At 76.0% G+C, this 16183-nt stretch carries 14 protein-coding genes and 1 riboswitch; of the genes, 8 read left to right on the plus strand and 6 right to left on the minus strand.

Annotated features, from left to right (window positions below):
• Positions 1–120: 120 nt before the first annotated feature.
• The 3 genes from ACFV4F_RS27220 to ACFV4F_RS27230 form a co-directional block, all read right to left on the minus strand.
• The gene (locus ACFV4F_RS27220; protein ID WP_380449099.1) at positions 121–1443 is read right to left on the minus strand and encodes a hypothetical protein; all 1323 of its coding nucleotides are present in this window, start codon (positions 1441–1443) and stop codon (positions 121–123) included.
• 662 nt (positions 1444–2105) lie between these two features.
• A complete protein-coding gene (locus ACFV4F_RS27225) occupies positions 2106–3194 on the minus strand; it encodes an alpha/beta hydrolase family protein (protein ID WP_380506274.1) in 1089 nt (362 codons plus the stop codon).
• A 139-nt stretch (positions 3195–3333) separates the two neighbouring features.
• Positions 3334–4029 (minus strand): helix-turn-helix domain-containing protein, encoded by a 696-nt coding sequence (locus tag ACFV4F_RS27230; protein ID WP_380445240.1) that lies wholly within the window; start codon positions 4027–4029, stop codon positions 3334–3336.
• Positions 4030–4280: 251 nt separating this feature from the next.
• Positions 4281–4425: riboswitch (cobalamin riboswitch) on the plus strand.
• A gap of 101 nt (positions 4426–4526) precedes the next feature.
• Here ACFV4F_RS27230 and ACFV4F_RS27235 point away from each other — a divergent pair.
• Genes ACFV4F_RS27235 through ACFV4F_RS27265 form a run of 7 tightly spaced genes read left to right on the plus strand, consistent with a single transcriptional unit; the run spans position 4527 to position 12146 of the window.
• A complete protein-coding gene (locus tag ACFV4F_RS27235) occupies positions 4527–5489 on the plus strand; it encodes a cobalamin biosynthesis protein (protein ID WP_380506277.1) in 963 nt (320 codons plus the stop codon).
• Complete coding sequence (locus ACFV4F_RS27240; RefSeq protein WP_380506280.1) at positions 5486–7006, plus strand: cobyric acid synthase; 1521 nt, start codon at positions 5486–5488, stop codon at positions 7004–7006. The genes ACFV4F_RS27235 and ACFV4F_RS27240 overlap by 4 nt, the downstream gene beginning before the upstream one ends.
• Positions 7003–9099: a putative cobaltochelatase gene (locus tag ACFV4F_RS27245; RefSeq protein ID WP_380506283.1), complete on the plus strand. Its 2097-nt coding sequence runs from the start codon at positions 7003–7005 to the stop codon at positions 9097–9099. The genes ACFV4F_RS27240 and ACFV4F_RS27245 overlap by 4 nt, the downstream gene beginning before the upstream one ends.
• A 5-nt stretch (positions 9100–9104) precedes the next feature.
• Complete coding sequence (cobO, locus tag ACFV4F_RS27250; RefSeq protein WP_380445236.1) at positions 9105–9710, plus strand: cob(I)yrinic acid a,c-diamide adenosyltransferase; 606 nt, start codon at positions 9105–9107, stop codon at positions 9708–9710.
• Between the two features lie 4 nt (positions 9711–9714).
• On the plus strand, positions 9715–11082 hold the full coding sequence (locus ACFV4F_RS27255) for a cobyrinate a,c-diamide synthase (protein WP_380506286.1): 1368 nt from the start codon (positions 9715–9717) through the stop codon (positions 11080–11082).
• A complete protein-coding gene (cpt, locus tag ACFV4F_RS27260) occupies positions 11079–11642 on the plus strand; it encodes a chloramphenicol phosphotransferase CPT (protein ID WP_380496451.1) in 564 nt (187 codons plus the stop codon). The genes ACFV4F_RS27255 and cpt overlap by 4 nt, the downstream gene beginning before the upstream one ends.
• Positions 11643–11675: 33 nt before the next feature.
• On the plus strand, positions 11676–12146 hold the full coding sequence (locus ACFV4F_RS27265; RefSeq protein ID WP_380506288.1) for an OsmC family protein: 471 nt from the start codon (positions 11676–11678) through the stop codon (positions 12144–12146).
• 33 nt (positions 12147–12179) lie between these two features.
• On the opposite strand, the gene ACFV4F_RS27270 is transcribed toward ACFV4F_RS27265, so the two are convergent.
• The 3 genes from ACFV4F_RS27270 to ACFV4F_RS27280 all read right to left on the minus strand — a co-directional run bounded on the left by ACFV4F_RS27270 (position 12180) and on the right by ACFV4F_RS27280 (position 15050).
• Positions 12180–13811 carry a serine/threonine-protein kinase gene (locus tag ACFV4F_RS27270; protein ID WP_380506291.1) on the minus strand — a complete coding sequence of 544 codons (1632 nt, stop codon included), beginning with the start codon at positions 13809–13811 and terminating at the stop codon, positions 12180–12182.
• 135 nt (positions 13812–13946) lie between these two features.
• Positions 13947–14402, minus strand: coding sequence for a hypothetical protein (locus ACFV4F_RS27275; RefSeq protein WP_380445232.1), 456 nt, complete (start codon positions 14400–14402; stop codon positions 13947–13949).
• A gap of 78 nt (positions 14403–14480) precedes the next feature.
• The gene (locus ACFV4F_RS27280) at positions 14481–15050 is read right to left on the minus strand and encodes a MarR family winged helix-turn-helix transcriptional regulator (protein WP_380445231.1); all 570 of its coding nucleotides are present in this window, start codon (positions 15048–15050) and stop codon (positions 14481–14483) included.
• Between the two features lie 75 nt (positions 15051–15125).
• Between ACFV4F_RS27280 and ACFV4F_RS27285 the strand changes: the two genes are divergently transcribed.
• Complete coding sequence (locus ACFV4F_RS27285) at positions 15126–16088, plus strand: EamA family transporter (protein ID WP_380506293.1); 963 nt, start codon at positions 15126–15128, stop codon at positions 16086–16088.
• Positions 16089–16183: the final 95 nt, after the last annotated feature.

Consider the following 16183-nt stretch of genomic DNA (forward strand, 5'->3'; position numbering starts at 1 on the left):
CCCCGCGCCGGGGGCCGGCCGGGGCGTCGGGCCCCCCCCCCGGGGGCCGCGGCCCTTGTCCCCGGGCCCCCGCACCCCCCCGCGCCCCCGCCCCCCTTCGTCATACGCGCTTCCGGGCGCTCACGCCCCGCCGGTGTGGACGCTGAACGCCGAGCGACGGGCCGCCCGGGCCACGCCCGGGTCCGGGTGCACGCCCGACACCGCCGTCAGCACCGAGGCCGCCCGCGGGTGCCCCGACTGCCGGGCCCGGGCGAACAGCCGCACCGGGTCGCCCGCCGAGGCGCCCTCCACGTGGCCGACCAGCAGCTCGGTCTCGCCGTGGTCCAGCACCGCGGCCGCCGTGTCCACCCAGAGCCAGGCCGCGTCCTCGGCGCCCAGCACGTCGGCCGGGGACACGCCCTCGTCCGACTGCTCAGCGAGCCACAGCAGCGCGTACGGGCGCAGCACCGGCTCGTCCACGGCCGCGCGCACCGCCTGCTCGGCCGTGCCCCCGGCCACCCGCAGCGCCTCGAAGGCCAGGCCGCGCACGAGCGCGTCGTCGCCCTGGGCGGCGTCCAGCAGCTCCGCCACGGCGCGGTCCGCCGGGCGGGCCGCCACCCAGGCGCGGTACTCGGCCCGGGCCGGGCCCGGCGAGTAGTCGGCGCAGGCGTTCAGCAGCTCGTAGGCGCTCTGCTCGATGTGGCCGGCCGCGGTCTGGGCGACCGTGCAGATCTCCTCCAGCTTCGCCCGCACCGCCCAGTGCCCGAGCGGCGACAGCTCGGCGGCGTCGTTCCGGCGCACCACGGCGCCGACGGCCGCGAGGCCGTCCAGCATCCAGTCCAGGACGGCGGCGACGTCCGCCGGCGCGGCCGGGGTGTCGATCTGCGGCTCGCGGCAGGTGCCGCGGACCGCCGACACGGCGGAGGCGGCGTGCGGCACGGGCGACAGGCCCACGCCCCCGCTGCCGCCGACCCGGCGCTCGTCCAGGCCGCGGCGCAGCAGCTCCAGGAGCTCGCTGTCGGCGACCGGGCCGGCCACCAGGTGCAGGAAGGAGAGCAGCTGCGGGGCCTGGTCCACGGCCTGGCCGGCCAGCACCGTGAAGACGCCGCGCAGGGCGGCCGGCGGGACCGGCGCGAGCAGCGTCCAGGCGTCGAACAGCGCGGACCAGCCGCGCACCACGGCCTCGTCGTCGTGCTCCCAGGCGTGCAGCCGCCAGCCCGGCCCGGCGCCGCCGTCGCGGGCCTCGACCAGGCCGACCAGCAGCGCCTGGCCCCAGGCCTTGGCCGCGGCGCCGACCGTCATGGCCAGTGCGCGGCCCGCCGCGCGGGCGTCCTCGGGGAGCAGTTCGCCCCGCTTGTCGACCTCGCCGAGCTCCCCCGCCCAGCGGGCGATCCGGACGGCGTCCACCAGCATCCGGCGGGCCAGCGGAGCCAGCTCGGCGGGGGCGGGGAAGCCGTCCGGCACGGGGACCCGGCCGCGGCCTGGGGCGGGTGCGGGGCCTCGTCGGCGGGGTACGCCGCCCCCGCCCGGCCTGGCCCCGACGGGCCGGTGGGCCGTACCGGGGAGGCGGGTCACCGTCGCACCGGTACCGATCGTCGGTGGGAGCGGGGCATCACGGTCGCGCGGGTTCCGAGACGTCACGTCGAGCAGTCTTCCCCTTGTACCGGCCTTCTGTCACATCCGGTTGGTTGTACGGGCGGGCGGGTTGTGGCAGCACCTCCGCAAGATCGGGCAACAGCGGCAAACCGCCTGGCCGGAATCGTGTGGCGGGCTCATGCCAGGCCCGTTTGCGGTGGTCACGGGGGGTGTTCGAACGGATACGGAAAGGGCTGCGGCGAGGGGTGAATGGCCGACTCTCGCGGTGTCGCCGACGGATGGAGGCGGGAATGCGCGCACCGGGCACGCCCGCCGGGAGTGCTCCGGGTGGATGCGGATCGGCCAGGTCGGCGAGGGCGGGACCGGTGGCGGAAATCGACCGCGCCGACTTCCCGTTCCGGCGGAATCGGCTTCCGGTGCCCGGGTGGCGCGCGATGACGGGTGGGGGGAATTGCAAGAACGGAGGAAGCGGGGGCCGGACCGGGGAATGACCGGCCGGAATGCCCCGGATTAACGGCAGCCGGTCCGGATCAGAGGAGGGGGGTGAGCCAGCGCCGGAGGAGTTCCGAGTAGTGCGCGGGGTCGGAGTTCCAGAGGGCGGTGTGGTCCGCGCCCGGGAAGGCCCGGAGGCTGACGACGTCGGGACGGGCCGTGGCGAGGTGCCGGGCGGCGCGGAACGGCGCGATCGGGTCGTCCGGGCTGTGCAGGACGAGGGTCGGCACGCGCAGGTCGGCCCCCTCGGCGAGGCGCGCGAAGTCGGCCAGGTCGACCCCGGTGCGGCCCTCCGCGGCCAGCGCGCCGAGCTCGGCGACCGGCCTGGAGTAGCCGGCCCGGACCGCGTCGCGGCGGGCGGTGGCGGGCAGGTCGAGCACCGGCGAGTCCAGGACGATCCCGGCGATCGCCCCCGCCCAGGCCGAACGGGCCGCGGCGTGCAGGCACATCGTGGCGCCCACCGACCAGCCGTAGAGGATCACCCGGCCGGCGCCGCTGTCGAGGGCGAGCCGCACGGCCGACTCCACGTCGCGCCACTCGGTCTCGCCGAAGTGGCCGAGCCCGTCCGGCGAGGCGGGGGCGCCCTGGTCGCCGCGGTAGGTGACGGCGAGGGCGGGCAGCGCCAGGCGCTGGAGGACGGGCAGCACGGGGAGCGTCTGGGCGCGGTCGGCGCCGGGGCCGTGCACGAGGACCACCCAGGTGCCGCGCTTGCCGTCCAGGCGCCAGGCGGGCATCGCGCCCAGCTCGCCGGCGACGGCGGTCTCGGTGAACGGGAGGCCGAGGGAGGTCGTCGGGTCGCCGAGGTGCACGCGCGGGGTGAAGCGGACCTCGGTGCCGGGCGTCAGGGTGCCCCGGTCGGCGCGGACCAGGCGGCGGGTGACGCCCTGTTCGTCGCTGTGCAGGATGTCGTCGACGACGGCGTGGCCGTCGCCGTCCCACTCCAGCGCCCAGCGGCCGGGGTGGAGGGCCGCGGGCGTCCGGTTGAAGGTGATCCGGCCGGCGGCGAGGCTCTGCACCAGGACGGGGCCGGACTCGAGCACGACGGTCTCCGGCCGCACGAGCCGCTCGGACGCCCGCCGGCCGACGACCAGCACGGCGACCCCGGTGCCGACGGCGGCTGCCGCCACGGCGGCTGCGGTTCCCCAACGCATATCGCTCCCCGCTCTGTGAGTCTGCTGGGGACAAGTTCACTGGCGGGTGGGAGCGGGGGCCAGTGGGATGGGCTGTACGAGGGACGCGGGAGCCGGGGACGGGGTGGAGGTGGGGTCAGACCGGGATCTCCGTGTGGAGGCGGCCGAGGAGTTCCCAGAAGCGCGGGGCCAGGGGCCGGTCGCGCGGGGGCAGGGTGGGCGTCGCGGCGCCCCAGTGCGGGGAGGACACCTGGTGCTCCTGGTGCAGGGCCGTCAGGACGGTCGCGAGGTCGTCCTCGTGGACCGGCACGAGCCGCGCGACCGCCCGCAGGTGGGGCTGCCAGCGGCCGTCCACGCACCTGCGCAGCCGCTGGTCGAGCTCGGCGCCGCGGCCGGTCACCTCGACGAGTTCGGTGAGCCGCAGTCCGAGCACCTGGGCGAGCGCGTGCGTCCGCTCCTCGTCGCCGTCCCACGTCCCGGTGAGTTCGGCCTCCTGGTAGACGCGCAGGGCGACGCCGATGCGACGGGCGGCGGTGTCCTGGCTCAGTTCGCGGGCCACGCGGTGGTCGCGCAGGCGGGCCGGGCGGGTGCCCATGAGCTGCGCGGGCGGGCACCACAGGGCGCGGGCGAGGGCGATGAACTCCTCCTCGGTGGGGCGCAGCTCGCCGCTCTCCCAGGCGATGACGTGCGTGGGCAGCAGCCGGACGCCGTGCGCGGCCATGCCGCCGGCGACCTGTTCGGGGGTCAGGCCGAGCCCGGCGCGGTGGGCGCGGGCCGCGGCGGGCGAGAACGGCACCGGGGGCAGGGCGGGCGGAGGCTGTCTTCGTCGCATGTGAACGAACGCTAGGGCCGGTACGAACGGGCCCCCAGCCGCCGAACGCACGAAGCGCCGGGGAGGGCGCGCGCGGACCGCTGGAGGATCGCACAGGATGTCATGCCCCTGCGGCGGCAGTACTCGGAGGTAGTGACGGGGGCGTTCGGGGGCACGCGCCGGGCCTCCCGCGTGTGACCAACCCCTCCGTGACCTCGGTTGACTCCCGGTTCGGCCGCGTGATGGGATCCCAGGGCCAAACGGAGGCATGCAGAGGAAGCCGGTGCGAGTCCGGCGCGGTCCCGCCACTGTCACCGGGGAGCACGGCCGGAACGACGCCACGGCGGACCGTCAGTCTTCGCTGACGTGCTGCTGGAAGGCTCCGGGGGTGCGTTCGACCCGGAAGCCAGGAGACTCTCGCCCCCGGTACGTCGATCCAGGGCGCGGACCCTGAGTGAGGACTCGCACGCGATGCAGGCTGCCCCGACCCGCCGAGCCCTCCCCTGTCCCCCTCCGTCGTGCGCCCGCTGACCCGCGCCGCCGCCTTCGCGGTCGGCGCCGTCGCGGGCTACCTGGCGGACGCCCGCTACGCCGATCCGCGCCGCGGCCACCCGGTGGCCGTCTTCGGCGGTGCGGCGACCCGCCTGGAGCGCCGGATGTGGCGCGACGACCGGGCCACCGGGGCCGCGTACACGGCGCTCTGCGTGGGCGCCGTCGCGGCGGGCGCGGTGGCGCTGGAGCGGACGGCCGGCCGCCGGCCGCTGGGGCGGGCCGCGCTGGCCGCCGCCGCGACCTGGACGGTGCTCGGCGGCACCTCGCTGACCCGGGAGGCGCGCACGATCGGCCGGGCGCTGGCCGCGGGCGACCTGCCCGCCGCCCGGGAGCGGCTGCCGCACCTGTGCGGGCGCGACCCGAGCGCGCTGGACGGGCAGCAGATCGCCCGCGCCGTCGTGGAGTCGGTGGCCGAGAACACCGCGGACGCCGTCGTGAACGCGCTGGCCTGGGGCGCCCTCGCCGGCACGCCCGGTCTGCTGGCCTTCCGCGCCGTCAACACGCTGGACGCGATGGTGGGTCACCGCTCGCCGCGCCACGCCCGGTTCGGCTGGGCCTCGGCCCGGCTGGACGACGTGGCGGGCTGGCCGGGCGCCCGGCTGACGGCGCTGCTGACGGTGGCCGCCGCGCCGCAGCCGCGGACGGCCTGGCGGGTGTGGCGGCGGGACGGTTCGGCGCATCCGAGCCCGAACGCGGGGCAGGCCGAGTCGGCGTTCGCGGGCGCCGTGGGCGTGCGGCTGGGCGGCACGCTGCAGTACGGCGAGCGCGTCGAGCACCGGCCGGTGCTGGGCGCGGAGCTGCGGCCGGTGACGGTGGACGACATCGAGCGGGCCTGCGCGCTGTCGCGGCGGGTGGGCGCGCTGGCGCTGGGTACGACGGTCGCGGGGCACGTCCTGCTGCGATCGCTGCTGAGGAGGGGAAGGGCATGACCAACGCGCTGCTGGTCGCGGGGACGACCTCGGACGCGGGCAAGAGCGTCGTCACGGCGGGCATCTGCCGGTGGCTGGCCCGCCGGGGCGTCCGGGTGGCGCCGTTCAAGGCGCAGAACATGTCGCTGAACTCGTTCGTGACGGCCGACGGCGCCGAGATCGGCCGGGCCCAGGCGATGCAGGCCCAGGCCGCCCGGGTGGAGCCGGAGGCGGCGATGAACCCGGTGCTGCTCAAGCCCGGCGCGGACGGCCGCAGCCAGGTGGTGCTGCTCGGCAGACCGGTCGCCGAGGTGGGCGCGCTGGACTACCGCGAGCGCAAGCCCGTCCTGCTGGAGCGCGCCCTGGAGTGCCTGGCGGACCTGCGCCGCCGGTACGACGTGGTGGTGTGCGAGGGCGCGGGCTCGCCCGCCGAGATCAACCTGCGCGACCGGGACATCGCCAACATGGGCCTGGCGACGGCCGCCCGGCTGCCCGTCGTGGTGGTCGGCGACATCGACCGGGGCGGCGTGTTCGCGGCGATGTACGGGACGCTGGCGCTGCTGTCCGAGGAGGACCAGCGGCACGTGGCCGGCTGGTTCGTCAACAAGTTCCGCGGGGACGCCCGGCTGCTGGCGCCCGGCCTGGAGATGCTGCACGGCCTGACCGGCCGTCCGGTGCTCGGCACGCTGCCGTTGCTGCCGGGGCTGTGGCTGGACGCCGAGGACTCGCTGGACCTGTCGACGGTCGTGGACCGGGTCGACGGGCGCGGGCCGCTCGGGGCGGACGTGCTGCGGGTGGCCGTGGTGCGCTTCCCCCGGCTGTCGAACTTCACCGACCTGGACGCGCTGGCGCAGGAGCCCGGCGTGCTCGTCCGCTGGGCGACCCGGCCGGAGGAGCTCGCCGACGCCGACCTCGTCGTGCTGCCCGGCACCCGGGCCACCGTGGCCGACCTCGCCTGGCTGCGCGAGCGCGGGCTGGAGCCGGCGCTGCGGGCGCGGGCGGCGGCCGGGCTGCCGGTCCTCGGGGTGTGCGGCGGGTACCAGATGCTGGCGGGCTCGATCGTCGACGACGTCGAGTCCAAGGCCGGTGCCGTCGACGCGCTCGGCCTGCTGCCGACGCGCGTGCGGTTCGGCGTGGAGAAGGTGCTCGCCCGGCCGGTCGGCGAGGCCTACGGGCACCGCGTCGAGGGCTACGAGATCCACCACGGGGTGGTCGCCGTGGACGGCGGGGAGCCCTTCCTGGACGGATGCCGGGTGGGCTCGGTGTGGGGCACGACCTGGCACGGCGCGCTGGAGAACGACGGGTTCCGCCGGGAGTTCCTGCGCGAGGTGGCCGCGCTGGCGGGCCGCGCGTTCGTCCCGGCGCCGGACACCTCGTTCGCCGAGGCGCGCGAGGCCCGGCTGGACCGCCTGGGGGACCTGATCGAGGAGCACGCGGACACCGACGCGCTGTGGAAGCTGATCGAGGGCGGGGTGCCGGCGGCCGGAACGCTGCCGTTCCTGCCGCCCGGTGCGCCTGAGGAGGCTGGCAACGCATGAGTGACGTCCGCTACCCGTTCACCGCGGTCGTCGGGATGACCGACCTGCGGCTCGGACTGCTGCTGAACGCGGTCTCCCCGGCCGTGGGCGGCGTGCTGGTGCGCGGCGAGAAGGGCACCGCCAAGTCGACGATGGTCCGCGCGCTGGCCGGCCTGCTGCCGTCCATCGCCACCGTCGACGACTGCCGCTTCTCCTGCGACCCGGCCGCGCCCGACCCGCAGTGCCCGGACGGACCGCACGCCTCCTCCGGGAGCAGCGAACGGCCGTCCCAGCTGGTCGAGTTGCCGGTCGGCGTGGCCGAGGACCGGATCGTCGGCTCGCTCGACCTGGAGCGCGCGCTCGCCGAGGGCGTCAAGGCGTACGAGCCCGGACTGCTCGCCAAGGCGCACCGCGGGGTGCTCTACATCGACGAGGTGAACCTGCTCCAGGACCACGTCGTCGACCTGCTGCTGGACGCCGCCGCGATGGGCCGCTCCTACGTCGAGCGCGAGGGCGTCTCGGTGCGGCACGCGGCCCGGTTCCTGCTGGTCGGCACGATGAACCCGGAGGAGGGCGAGCTGCGGCCGCAGCTGCTCGACCGCTTCGGCCTGACCGTGGAGATCGCCGCGACGCGCGACCCGGCCGAGCGCGCCGAGGTCGTCCGGCGGCGGCTCGCCTACGACGCGGACCCGGCCGGCTTCGCGGCGCGGTTCGCCGGCGAGGAGCGGGCGCTCGCCGAACGGATCACCGCCGCACGGGAGTTGCTGCCCAAGGTCGAGCTCACCGACGTGGCGCTCCGGCAGATCACCGCCGTGTGCGCCGCGTTCGAGGTGGACGGGCTGCGCGCCGACATCGTCATGGCGCGGACGGCCGTCGCGCTGGCCGCGTGGGACGGGCGCACGGAGGTGCTGGAGGAGGACGTCCGCAAGGCCGCCCAGCTCGCACTGCCGCACCGGCGCCGCCGCAACCCGTTCGACGCGCCCGGACTGGACGAGGAGCAGCTGGACCGGACGCTGGAGGAGCACGCGCAGCCCGAGGACTCCCCGGAGGACTCCCCCGGGACCGACGGTGACGGTGACGGCGACGACCCGGACGGCGACGGCCCCGGCCCCGGCGACGACGGCGGCCCCGGCCCGGACGGCGGCGGCGCGCCCGAGCCCGAGAGCGGTCCGCAGGCCCCGGAGGCCGCCGCCTCCGACGCCGCCGCCCCGGACCTCCCCGAGCAGCAGCCCGTCCCGGCCCAGCACCCCGCCCCCGCGCGGGAGTCGGCGCCGGTCGCGGCCGGCGACCCGTACCGCACCCGGCTGTTCGCCGTGCGCGGCACCGGCCACGGCGCGCAGGGCCGCCGCTCCCCCGCCGAGACCGACAGCGGGTACACCGTCCGCGCGCGACGCCCCCAGGGCGCCCTCAGCCGCCTGCACCTGACCGCCACCCTCCAGGCCGCCGCGCCGCACCAGGTGGCGCGCGGGCGCGCCGGCGCCGCGCTCGTGCTGCGCAAGGACGACTTCCGCGAGCAGGTGCGCAAGGGCCGCGAGTCCAACCTGGTGCTGTTCGTCGTCGACGCCTCCGGCTCGATGGCCGCCCGGCAGCGGATGACCGCCGTCAAGGGCGCCGTGCTGTCGCTGCTGATGGACGCTTACCAGCGGCGCGACAAGATCGGCATGATCACCTTCCGCGGCGCGGGCGCCGAGCTGGCGCTCCCGCCCACCTCGTCCGTCGAGGTCGGCGCGGCCCGGCTGGAGTCGCTGCCCACCGGCGGCCGGACCCCGCTGGCCGCCGGCCTGCTGCGCGCCCACGAGGTGCTGCGGATCGAGCGGCTGCGCGACCCGGCCCGCCGCCCGCTGGTCGTCGTCGTCACCGACGGACGGGCCACCGGCGGCCGCGACGCGCTCGCGCAGTCCCGGCGCGCCGCCGGGCTGTTCGCCGCCCAGGGCGTCGCGAGCGTCGTCCTGGACTGCGAGTCCGGCCCCGTCCGGCTCGGCCTCGCCCGCACCCTCGCCGGACACCTCGGCGGCACCGCCGTCACCCTGGACGAACTGCGCGCCGAGGGCGTCGCCTCGCTCGTCCGCGACAGTCGCGACAACCGTGCAACCACCATGCGAAAGGCGGCCTGAGCAGCATGCCCAAGGGTGTTCCCGAGAGCGTTCCCGACGACGGCCTGACGACCCGCCAGCGCCGCACGCAGCCGATCACCGCCGTGCACACCGGCCCCGGCAAGGGCAAGTCCACGGCCGCGTTCGGCATGGCGCTGCGGGCCTGGAACCAGGGCTGGTCCGTCGGGGTGTTCCAGTTCGTGAAGTCCGCCAAGTGGAAGGTCGGCGAGGAGAACGCGCTGCGCGTCCTCGGTGCCTCCGGCGAGGGCGGCACCGTCGACTGGCACAAGATGGGCTCCGGCTGGTCGTGGATCCAGCGCTCCAGCGAGATGGAGATGGACAGCGAGGCCGCCGCCAAGGAGGGCTGGGAGCAGGTCAAGCGCGACCTCGCGGCCGAGACCTACCGCTTCTACGTGCTCGACGAGTTCACCTACCCGATGCACTGGGGCTGGGTCGACCCGGAGGAGGTCGTGTCCGTGCTCGAGGACCGGCCGGGCAGCCAGCACGTCGTCATCACCGGCCGGTACGCCCCCGAGGCGCTCACCGGCTTCGCCGACCTCGTCACCGAGATGACCAAGGTCAAGCACCCCATGGACGCCGGCCGCAAGGGCCAGCGCGGCATCGAATGGTGATTCCTTGAGCATCCCCCGCCTCGTCGTCGCCGCGCCCTCCTCGGGCGCGGGCAAGACCACCGTCGCCACCGGCCTGATCGCCGCGCTCGCCGCCCGCGGGCTCGCCGTCTCCCCGCACAAGGTCGGCCCGGACTACATCGACCCCGGCTACCACGCGCTGGCCGCCGGGCGACCGGGCCGCAACCTGGACGCCTTCCTGTGCGGGCCGGAGCGGATCGCGCCGCTGTTCCTGCACGGCGCGGCCGGGGCCGACGTCGCCGTCGTCGAGGGCGTCATGGGGCTGTTCGACGGGGCGTCGGGGCGCGGGGAGCTGGCGTCCACCGCGCACGTCGCCAAGCTGCTGCGCGCGCCGGTGGTGCTCGTGGTGGACGGCAGCTCGCAGTCCCGTTCGGTGGCCGCGCTGGTGCACGGCTTCGCCTCCTGGGACCCGGAGGTGCGGCTCGCCGGGGTGATCCTCAACCGGGTCGCCTCCGACCGCCACGAGCACCTGCTGCGCGAGGCCTTGGAGGAGGGCTCCGGCGTGCCCGTGCTGGGCGCGCTGCGCCGCTCCACGGCCGTCGCGACGCCCTCGCGCCACCTCGGGCTGATCCCGGCCGTGGAGCGGTCGGCGGAGGCCCTGAAGGCCGTCGCGGACATGGGCGACCTCGTCGCCGCCTCGGTGGACCTGGACGCGGTGCTGGCGCTGGCCCGGACCGCACCGGCCCTGGACGCCGAGCCGTGGGACCCTGCGGCCGAGGTCGCGCCGGTCGCCGGCCGGCCCCGGATCGCCGTGGCGGGCGGCGCCGCGTTCTCCTTCTCCTACGCCGAGAACGCCGAACTCCTCGGCGCCGCCGGGGCGGACGTCGTCCCGTTCGACCCGCTGCACGCCTCCGGGCTGCCCGAGGGCACCGCCGGGCTCGTCATCGGCGGCGGCTTCCCCGAGCTGTACGTCCGGGAGCTGAGCGGGAACGCGGGACTGCGCTCGGCGATCCGGGAGTTCGCCGCCTCCGGCGGTCCGATCGCGGCCGAGTGCGCCGGACTGCTCTACCTGGGGCGGGAGCTGGACGGGAAGCCGATGTGCGGCGTGCTCGACACCACCGCCCGGATGACCGAACGGCTCACCCTCGGCTACCGGGAGGCCGTCGCCCTGCACGACTCCCCGCTCGGCCCGGCCGGCACCCGGCTGCGCGGCCACGAGTTCCACCGCACGGTCTGCGAGCCGGCCAGCGGCGACCACCCCGCCTGGGGGTGGCGCCTGCCCACCGGACCCCGCACCGAGGGCTTCGCCGACGGCAACGTCCACGCGTCGTACCTGCACCTGCACTGGGCCGGCACCCCGGAACTCGCCACGTCCTTCGCGGGCGCGGCGGCGGCCTACGGGGGTTCGCGCTGAACGTCGTCGTCCTCAACGGTGGCTCCAGCTCGGGCAAGTCGAGCATCGCGCGCCACCTCCAGGAGCTGCTGCCGGAGCCGTGGCTGCACCTCGGCACGGACACCCTGGTCGACGCGCTGCCGCCACGGCTGCGCGAGGGCGGCGAGGGGATCGGCGGCATCGGCGGCCCGGACGGCGGGGGCGAGGACGCCGACGGCGTGGTGAGCGTCGGACCGGCGTTCGCGGCGCTCGACGCGGCCTGGACGACCGGGGTCGCGGCGATGGCGCGGGCCGGCGCCCGGATCGTCGTCGACGAGGTGTTCCTCGGCGGCGCGGCCTCGCAGCGGCGGTGGCGGGCGGCGCTGGACGGCCTGGACGTGCTCTGGGTCGGCGTGCGGTGCGACGCCGCCGTCGCGAGCGCCCGGGAGGCGGCGCGCGGCGACCGGGCCGCCGGGATGGCCGCGGCGCAGGCGCAGGCGGTGCACGTGGGTGTGACGTACGACGTGGAAGTGGACACGTCCCGGACGGATGCGGTCGGCTGCGCCCGAATCGTCCTCGGCCACCTCCCCGGGTGCGATTGACTGTCCGCCAGGACCGTCCGGAGAGGCTCGCACATGCCCAAGCTGCACACGTACACCACCGAGGTCACCTGGACCGGCAACCGGGGCACCGGCACCGGCGACTACCGCTCCTACGGCCGCGACCACGACGTCGCCGCCGACGGCCGGCCGACCATCCCCGGCTCGTCCGACCCCGCCTTCCGCGGCGACCCGGCCCGCTGGAACCCCGAGCAGCTGCTCCTCGCGTCGATCTCGCAGTGCCACCTGCTCTGGTACCTGCACCTGTGCGCCGTCAACGGCGTCGTCGTGACCTCGTACGTCGACAACCCGGTCGGCACGATGGCCGAGACGCCCGAGGGCGGGCACTTCACCTCGGCGGTGCTGCACCCGCGGATCGAGGTCGCGTCCGAGGGCATGGTCGAGAAGGCGCTCGCCCTGCACGCCGACGCGCACCGGGCCTGCTTCATCGCGAGCTCGGTCAACTTCCCGGTCCGGCACAAGCCGGTGGTGACGGTCGCGCCGTAGTGCCGTGGCCGGACAGGTCCACGGCACTAGCCGTCAGAGGGCCAGGGTCTGCCAGCCCCGGGTGATCTGGTCGTGGACGGCCGCCGGGTCCGGGGCCGCCTGCCGGGCCTCCTGCTGGGCCGCCGCGAGCGCGGCCAGCAGCGCCGCCCCGTCCGCCGGGCGCTGCGCGGGGTCGATGGCCAGGGCGCGGGTCACGACGGCGGCAAGCCCCGGGTCGAGGTCCCGGACCGCCGCGACCGCGGCCGGTTCGGGCCCGGTCTCCACGATCCGGCGGATCACCGCTCCCGTGCTGGTCGCCGCGAACGGGCTCGCGCCGTGCGCCGCGCACACCACGCAGCACGCCCACGCCCACACGTCGGCGGCCGTGCCGACCCGCTCGTCGCCGAACTGCTCCGGCGCCATGTACGTGAGGGTGCCGGGCCCGCCGCCGGTCATGGTGAGCCGGGTGCCGTCCACGATCGCCGCGATGCCGAAGTCGAGCAGGCGCGGACCGGCCGTCGTCAGCATGATGTTCGCCGGCTTGAGGTCCCGGTGCACCAGCCCCAGCCGGTGCACCCCGGACAGCGCCACGGCCAGCGCGAGCGCCAGGGCGCGCAGCGCCTCGGCGGAGCGGATCGGCCCCTGCTCGCGCAGGTGGACGTCGAGCGGGCGGCCGTCCAGCAGCTCCATGGCGAGGTACGGGCGGCCCTGGTCCACACCCGAGTCGAGCACCCGGGCGGTGTAGGCGCCCGGGACCATCGCCAGCACCTCGGACTCGCGCTGGAAACGGCGCAGGAGCTCGGCGTCGTCGAGGAGTTCGAGGTTGATGGTCTTGAGCGCGACCTGCGTCGCGGAGCCCTGCCGCTGGGCGAGGTACACCGTGCCCATGCCGCCGGAGCCGATCCGGCCTAGGAGCTGGTAGCCGCCGATGACGCGGGGCTCGTGGGAGCTCAGCGGCTGCCCGACGGACGGGACGGGCAGGGCCGGCGGGGTCGGCGGAGTCGCGGGGGCGGGCGGGGCGAACTGCGGGGCCGGGGGAACGTATTGCGTCGGAACGTACCCCTGCGGCGGTGCGGTGGCTCCGTACGGGTTCAGCGGCGGTTGCTGTGCCGCACCGGTGCCGACGGGCTTGGGCCGGCGACTCGTGATCACGGCCACGATCTGGAAGACCAGCGCGGCCGGGACCAGGATCACCGGCAGGACGAACACGGCGAGCACGGCACGGAGGACCAGCAGTCCGACGACCCGGAGCTGAGTCCGCCTGGAGCGCCACGCCTGCTGCGGCAGGCCGGTGGCCAGCACGTTGCGCTGGGTCAGGTAGGAGAGCCCCAGCCAGAGCACCAGGCACACGACGAAGACCGTGATGTACCAGGTCCTGGCCAGGTGAACGGCCAGGTGCACCTCGAAGGAGATGTACCGCGCGTTGGCCGTGTCGAACGGCCGCACGAGCAGCCTGTCGCCGAAGACGAACATCGCGGGGGTCACGGCCACCACCCCGGCCGCGGTCAGCACGGTGACGGCGGCATCACCGATGGCCGCCCCGATGCCGCCCGGGGCGCCCGCGCCCGCGTCCTCCCCGAGGGCCGTCAACGCCCTTCGGCGCATTGCCGCCTGAGCGCGCACCAGCAGTGGGAGCGTCGCCAGTCGGATCACCAGCACCGCGCCGAGCAAGGCGAGCAGAGCCACCCAGAAATTGTTCAGCATGCTTCCCCCAGCCTCATCGAGCACAGGGAGTATAGGGGGCCCGGGGCCGGCGTGACCGACGGCGAGGAGGGCAGTCCCGATCCCGGCCCCCAGGCAGCTCGCCCACCCACCGGCCCTCTACGGCCAGCCGGCGGCGAAGGTGCCGTGGAGGGGGTCGGCCTGGTAGCAGGCGGGGCAGCGGAGGCGGGTGTAGATCGCCACGGGGCCCATGCAGACGTCCTCGCGGCCGTCGGCGGGGGAGGCGGAGGCGGCGGGGCGGCCGCATTCCAGGCAGCGGCGGGTGGGGCGTTCGGCGGTGGAGCAGGCGCGGCAGAGCATCCGTTCCGGGGTCTCGGCGTGGACGACGACGGGCTGGGGGCCGCCGGCGCAGAGGTGTTCGCAGAAGGTCCAGGTGTCGTCGGCCTCGGCCGCGAGCATCCGGGCGCGGGCCTCCTGCTGCCAGCGGGCCGCCTGCTGGATCGGGATCGTCACCGGCGGACCCCAGCCGGCGGCCATGAGCCACTCCCTGCCCTCGGCGCCGGCGGCTCGGAGCTGGTCGTCGACGGCGATGTCCCTGGGTGTCCTGTCCTTCATCGGCGTTCTCCTCCGGCACGGTTGTGCCGGGTCTAACGCGACCGGGGATCGGTTGGATACGTCGTCCCGCCCGGGGCGCTACAACCGCTCGACGTCTCCGTGGGCGACGAGCAGCTTCTTCAGCAGCGCGTCCAGCTGGGTGCGTTCGCCCTGGTCGAGGGGGGCGAGGAGGCGCTCCTCGTTCCGGACGTGGCCGAGCAGCAGCGTGTCGACGAGCTCCTTGCCCTCCGGGGTGAGCCGGACCAGGACCGCCCGGCGGTCGCCCGGACAGGGGTGCCGCTCGACGAGGCCCTTCGCGGACAGCCGGTCCACGCGGTTGGTGATCGCGCCCGACGTGACCATCGCGGACTTGAGCAGTGCGCGGGCGTTCAGCTCGTACGGCTCGCCGGCCCGGCGGAGCGTCGCGAGGACGTCGAACTCCGAGGTGTCCAGGCCGTGCTGGGTGAAGTACTCGCGCAGGGCGGAGTCGACGCGCAGGTTGAGGCGACGCAGCCGGCCGATCAGGGCCATCGGGCCGCTGTCGATCTCGGGGCGGGCCCGGGCCCACTGGTCGACGATGTCGTCCACGGTGTCGCGCTGCTGCACCTGCTCCTGCATGGCCTCCGCCTCCTCCGGCCGCTGTCCGTACCCGTTTATCTTAACCTTCACATACTTGACGTTCACAGATCCTCGGCGCACAATTTATCTCAACGTTCAGATAATCAACGTTGAGGGGAACCCGCCATGGACCGGAACCGCCTGGGAATCGCCGCCACCGCCGCCCTCGCCCCGGCCGCCTGGGGCACGACCTACCTCGTCACCACGCAGCTCCTGCCGGAGGGCCGTCCGCTGCTGCTCGCCGTCGTCCGCGCCCTCCCGGCGGGGCTGCTCCTGCTGCTCATGGGGCGCAGACTGCCCAAGGGGCGCTGGTGGGGGCGCGCGGCCGTGCTCGGGATGCTCAACATCGGGCTGTTCTTCCCGCTCGTCTTCGTCGGCGCGTACCGCCTGCCCGGCGGGGTCGCGGCGACCATCGGGGCGATCCAGCCGCTGCTCGTCGCCGGGTTCTCGATCGGCGTGCTCGGCATCCGGCCCGGGCGGCGGACCGTCCTGGCCGGACTGGCCGGGGTCGGCGGCGTCGCGCTCCTCGTCCTCAAGAGCGGCGCACGGCTGGACGGCGTCGGCATCGCCGCGATGGTCGCGGGGATCGGGCTGATGGCGATGGGCACGGTCCTCACCCGCCGGTGGGGCCGTCCCGAGGGCGCCACCATGCTCGACCTGACCGCGTGGCAGCTCCTGGCCGGCTCGGTCTTCCTCGTCCCGCTCGCCGCCGTCGTCGAGGGCGCACCGCCCGCGCTGACCGCCACCAACCTGGCCGGGTTCGCCTACCTCGGACTGTTCGGCACGGCGCTCGGCTACGTCCTCTGGTTCCGCGGCATCGAGCGCCTGGGGGCCGGCCCGGCGTCCTTCCTCGGCCTGATCAACCCCGTCGTCGCGACGATCGGCGGTCTGGTCGTCCTCGGCCAGACGCTCACCCCGTGGCAGGTCCTGGGCCTGCTGATCGCCCTGGGCGCCCTGGTGGCCGGCCAGTCCCCGGCCCGCACCCCGAAGCCCGCGGCACCGGCCCCGGCCCCGGCCCCGATCCCGGTCCCGGCCCCGAAGCCCGCGATGACGACCCCGGCTCCCGAAGCGGCACCAGCCGCCCGCTGACGTCCCGTGGCCCCCCCGCCCCCCCGCGGCGGGGGGCCCGCGGGGGGGGGGGGGGGGGAAGCGGGCCCCCGTGGGGCGGGCGGTGTTGTCGGCGG

The sequence above is a fragment of the Kitasatospora sp. NPDC059722 genome, from assembly GCF_042733235.1.
Taxonomy (GTDB): domain Bacteria; phylum Actinomycetota; class Actinomycetes; order Streptomycetales; family Streptomycetaceae; genus Kitasatospora.

Coding starts and splice junctions, on each gene's coding strand:
- ACFV4F_RS27230 (WP_380445240.1), bottom strand. CDS start 4,029: ATGCGACGAAGACAGCCTCCGCCCGCCCTGCCCCCGGTGCCGTTCTCG.
- ACFV4F_RS27240 (WP_380506280.1), top strand. CDS start 5,486: ATGACCAACGCGCTGCTGGTCGCGGGGACGACCTCGGACGCGGGCAAG.
- ACFV4F_RS27245 (WP_380506283.1), top strand. CDS start 7,003: ATGAGTGACGTCCGCTACCCGTTCACCGCGGTCGTCGGGATGACCGAC.
- cobO (WP_380445236.1), top strand. CDS start 9,105: ATGCCCAAGGGTGTTCCCGAGAGCGTTCCCGACGACGGCCTGACGACC.
- ACFV4F_RS27265 (WP_380506288.1), top strand. CDS start 11,676: ATGCCCAAGCTGCACACGTACACCACCGAGGTCACCTGGACCGGCAAC.
- ACFV4F_RS27275 (WP_380445232.1), bottom strand. CDS start 14,402: ATGAAGGACAGGACACCCAGGGACATCGCCGTCGACGACCAGCTCCGA.
- ACFV4F_RS27285 (WP_380506293.1), top strand. CDS start 15,126: ATGGACCGGAACCGCCTGGGAATCGCCGCCACCGCCGCCCTCGCCCCG.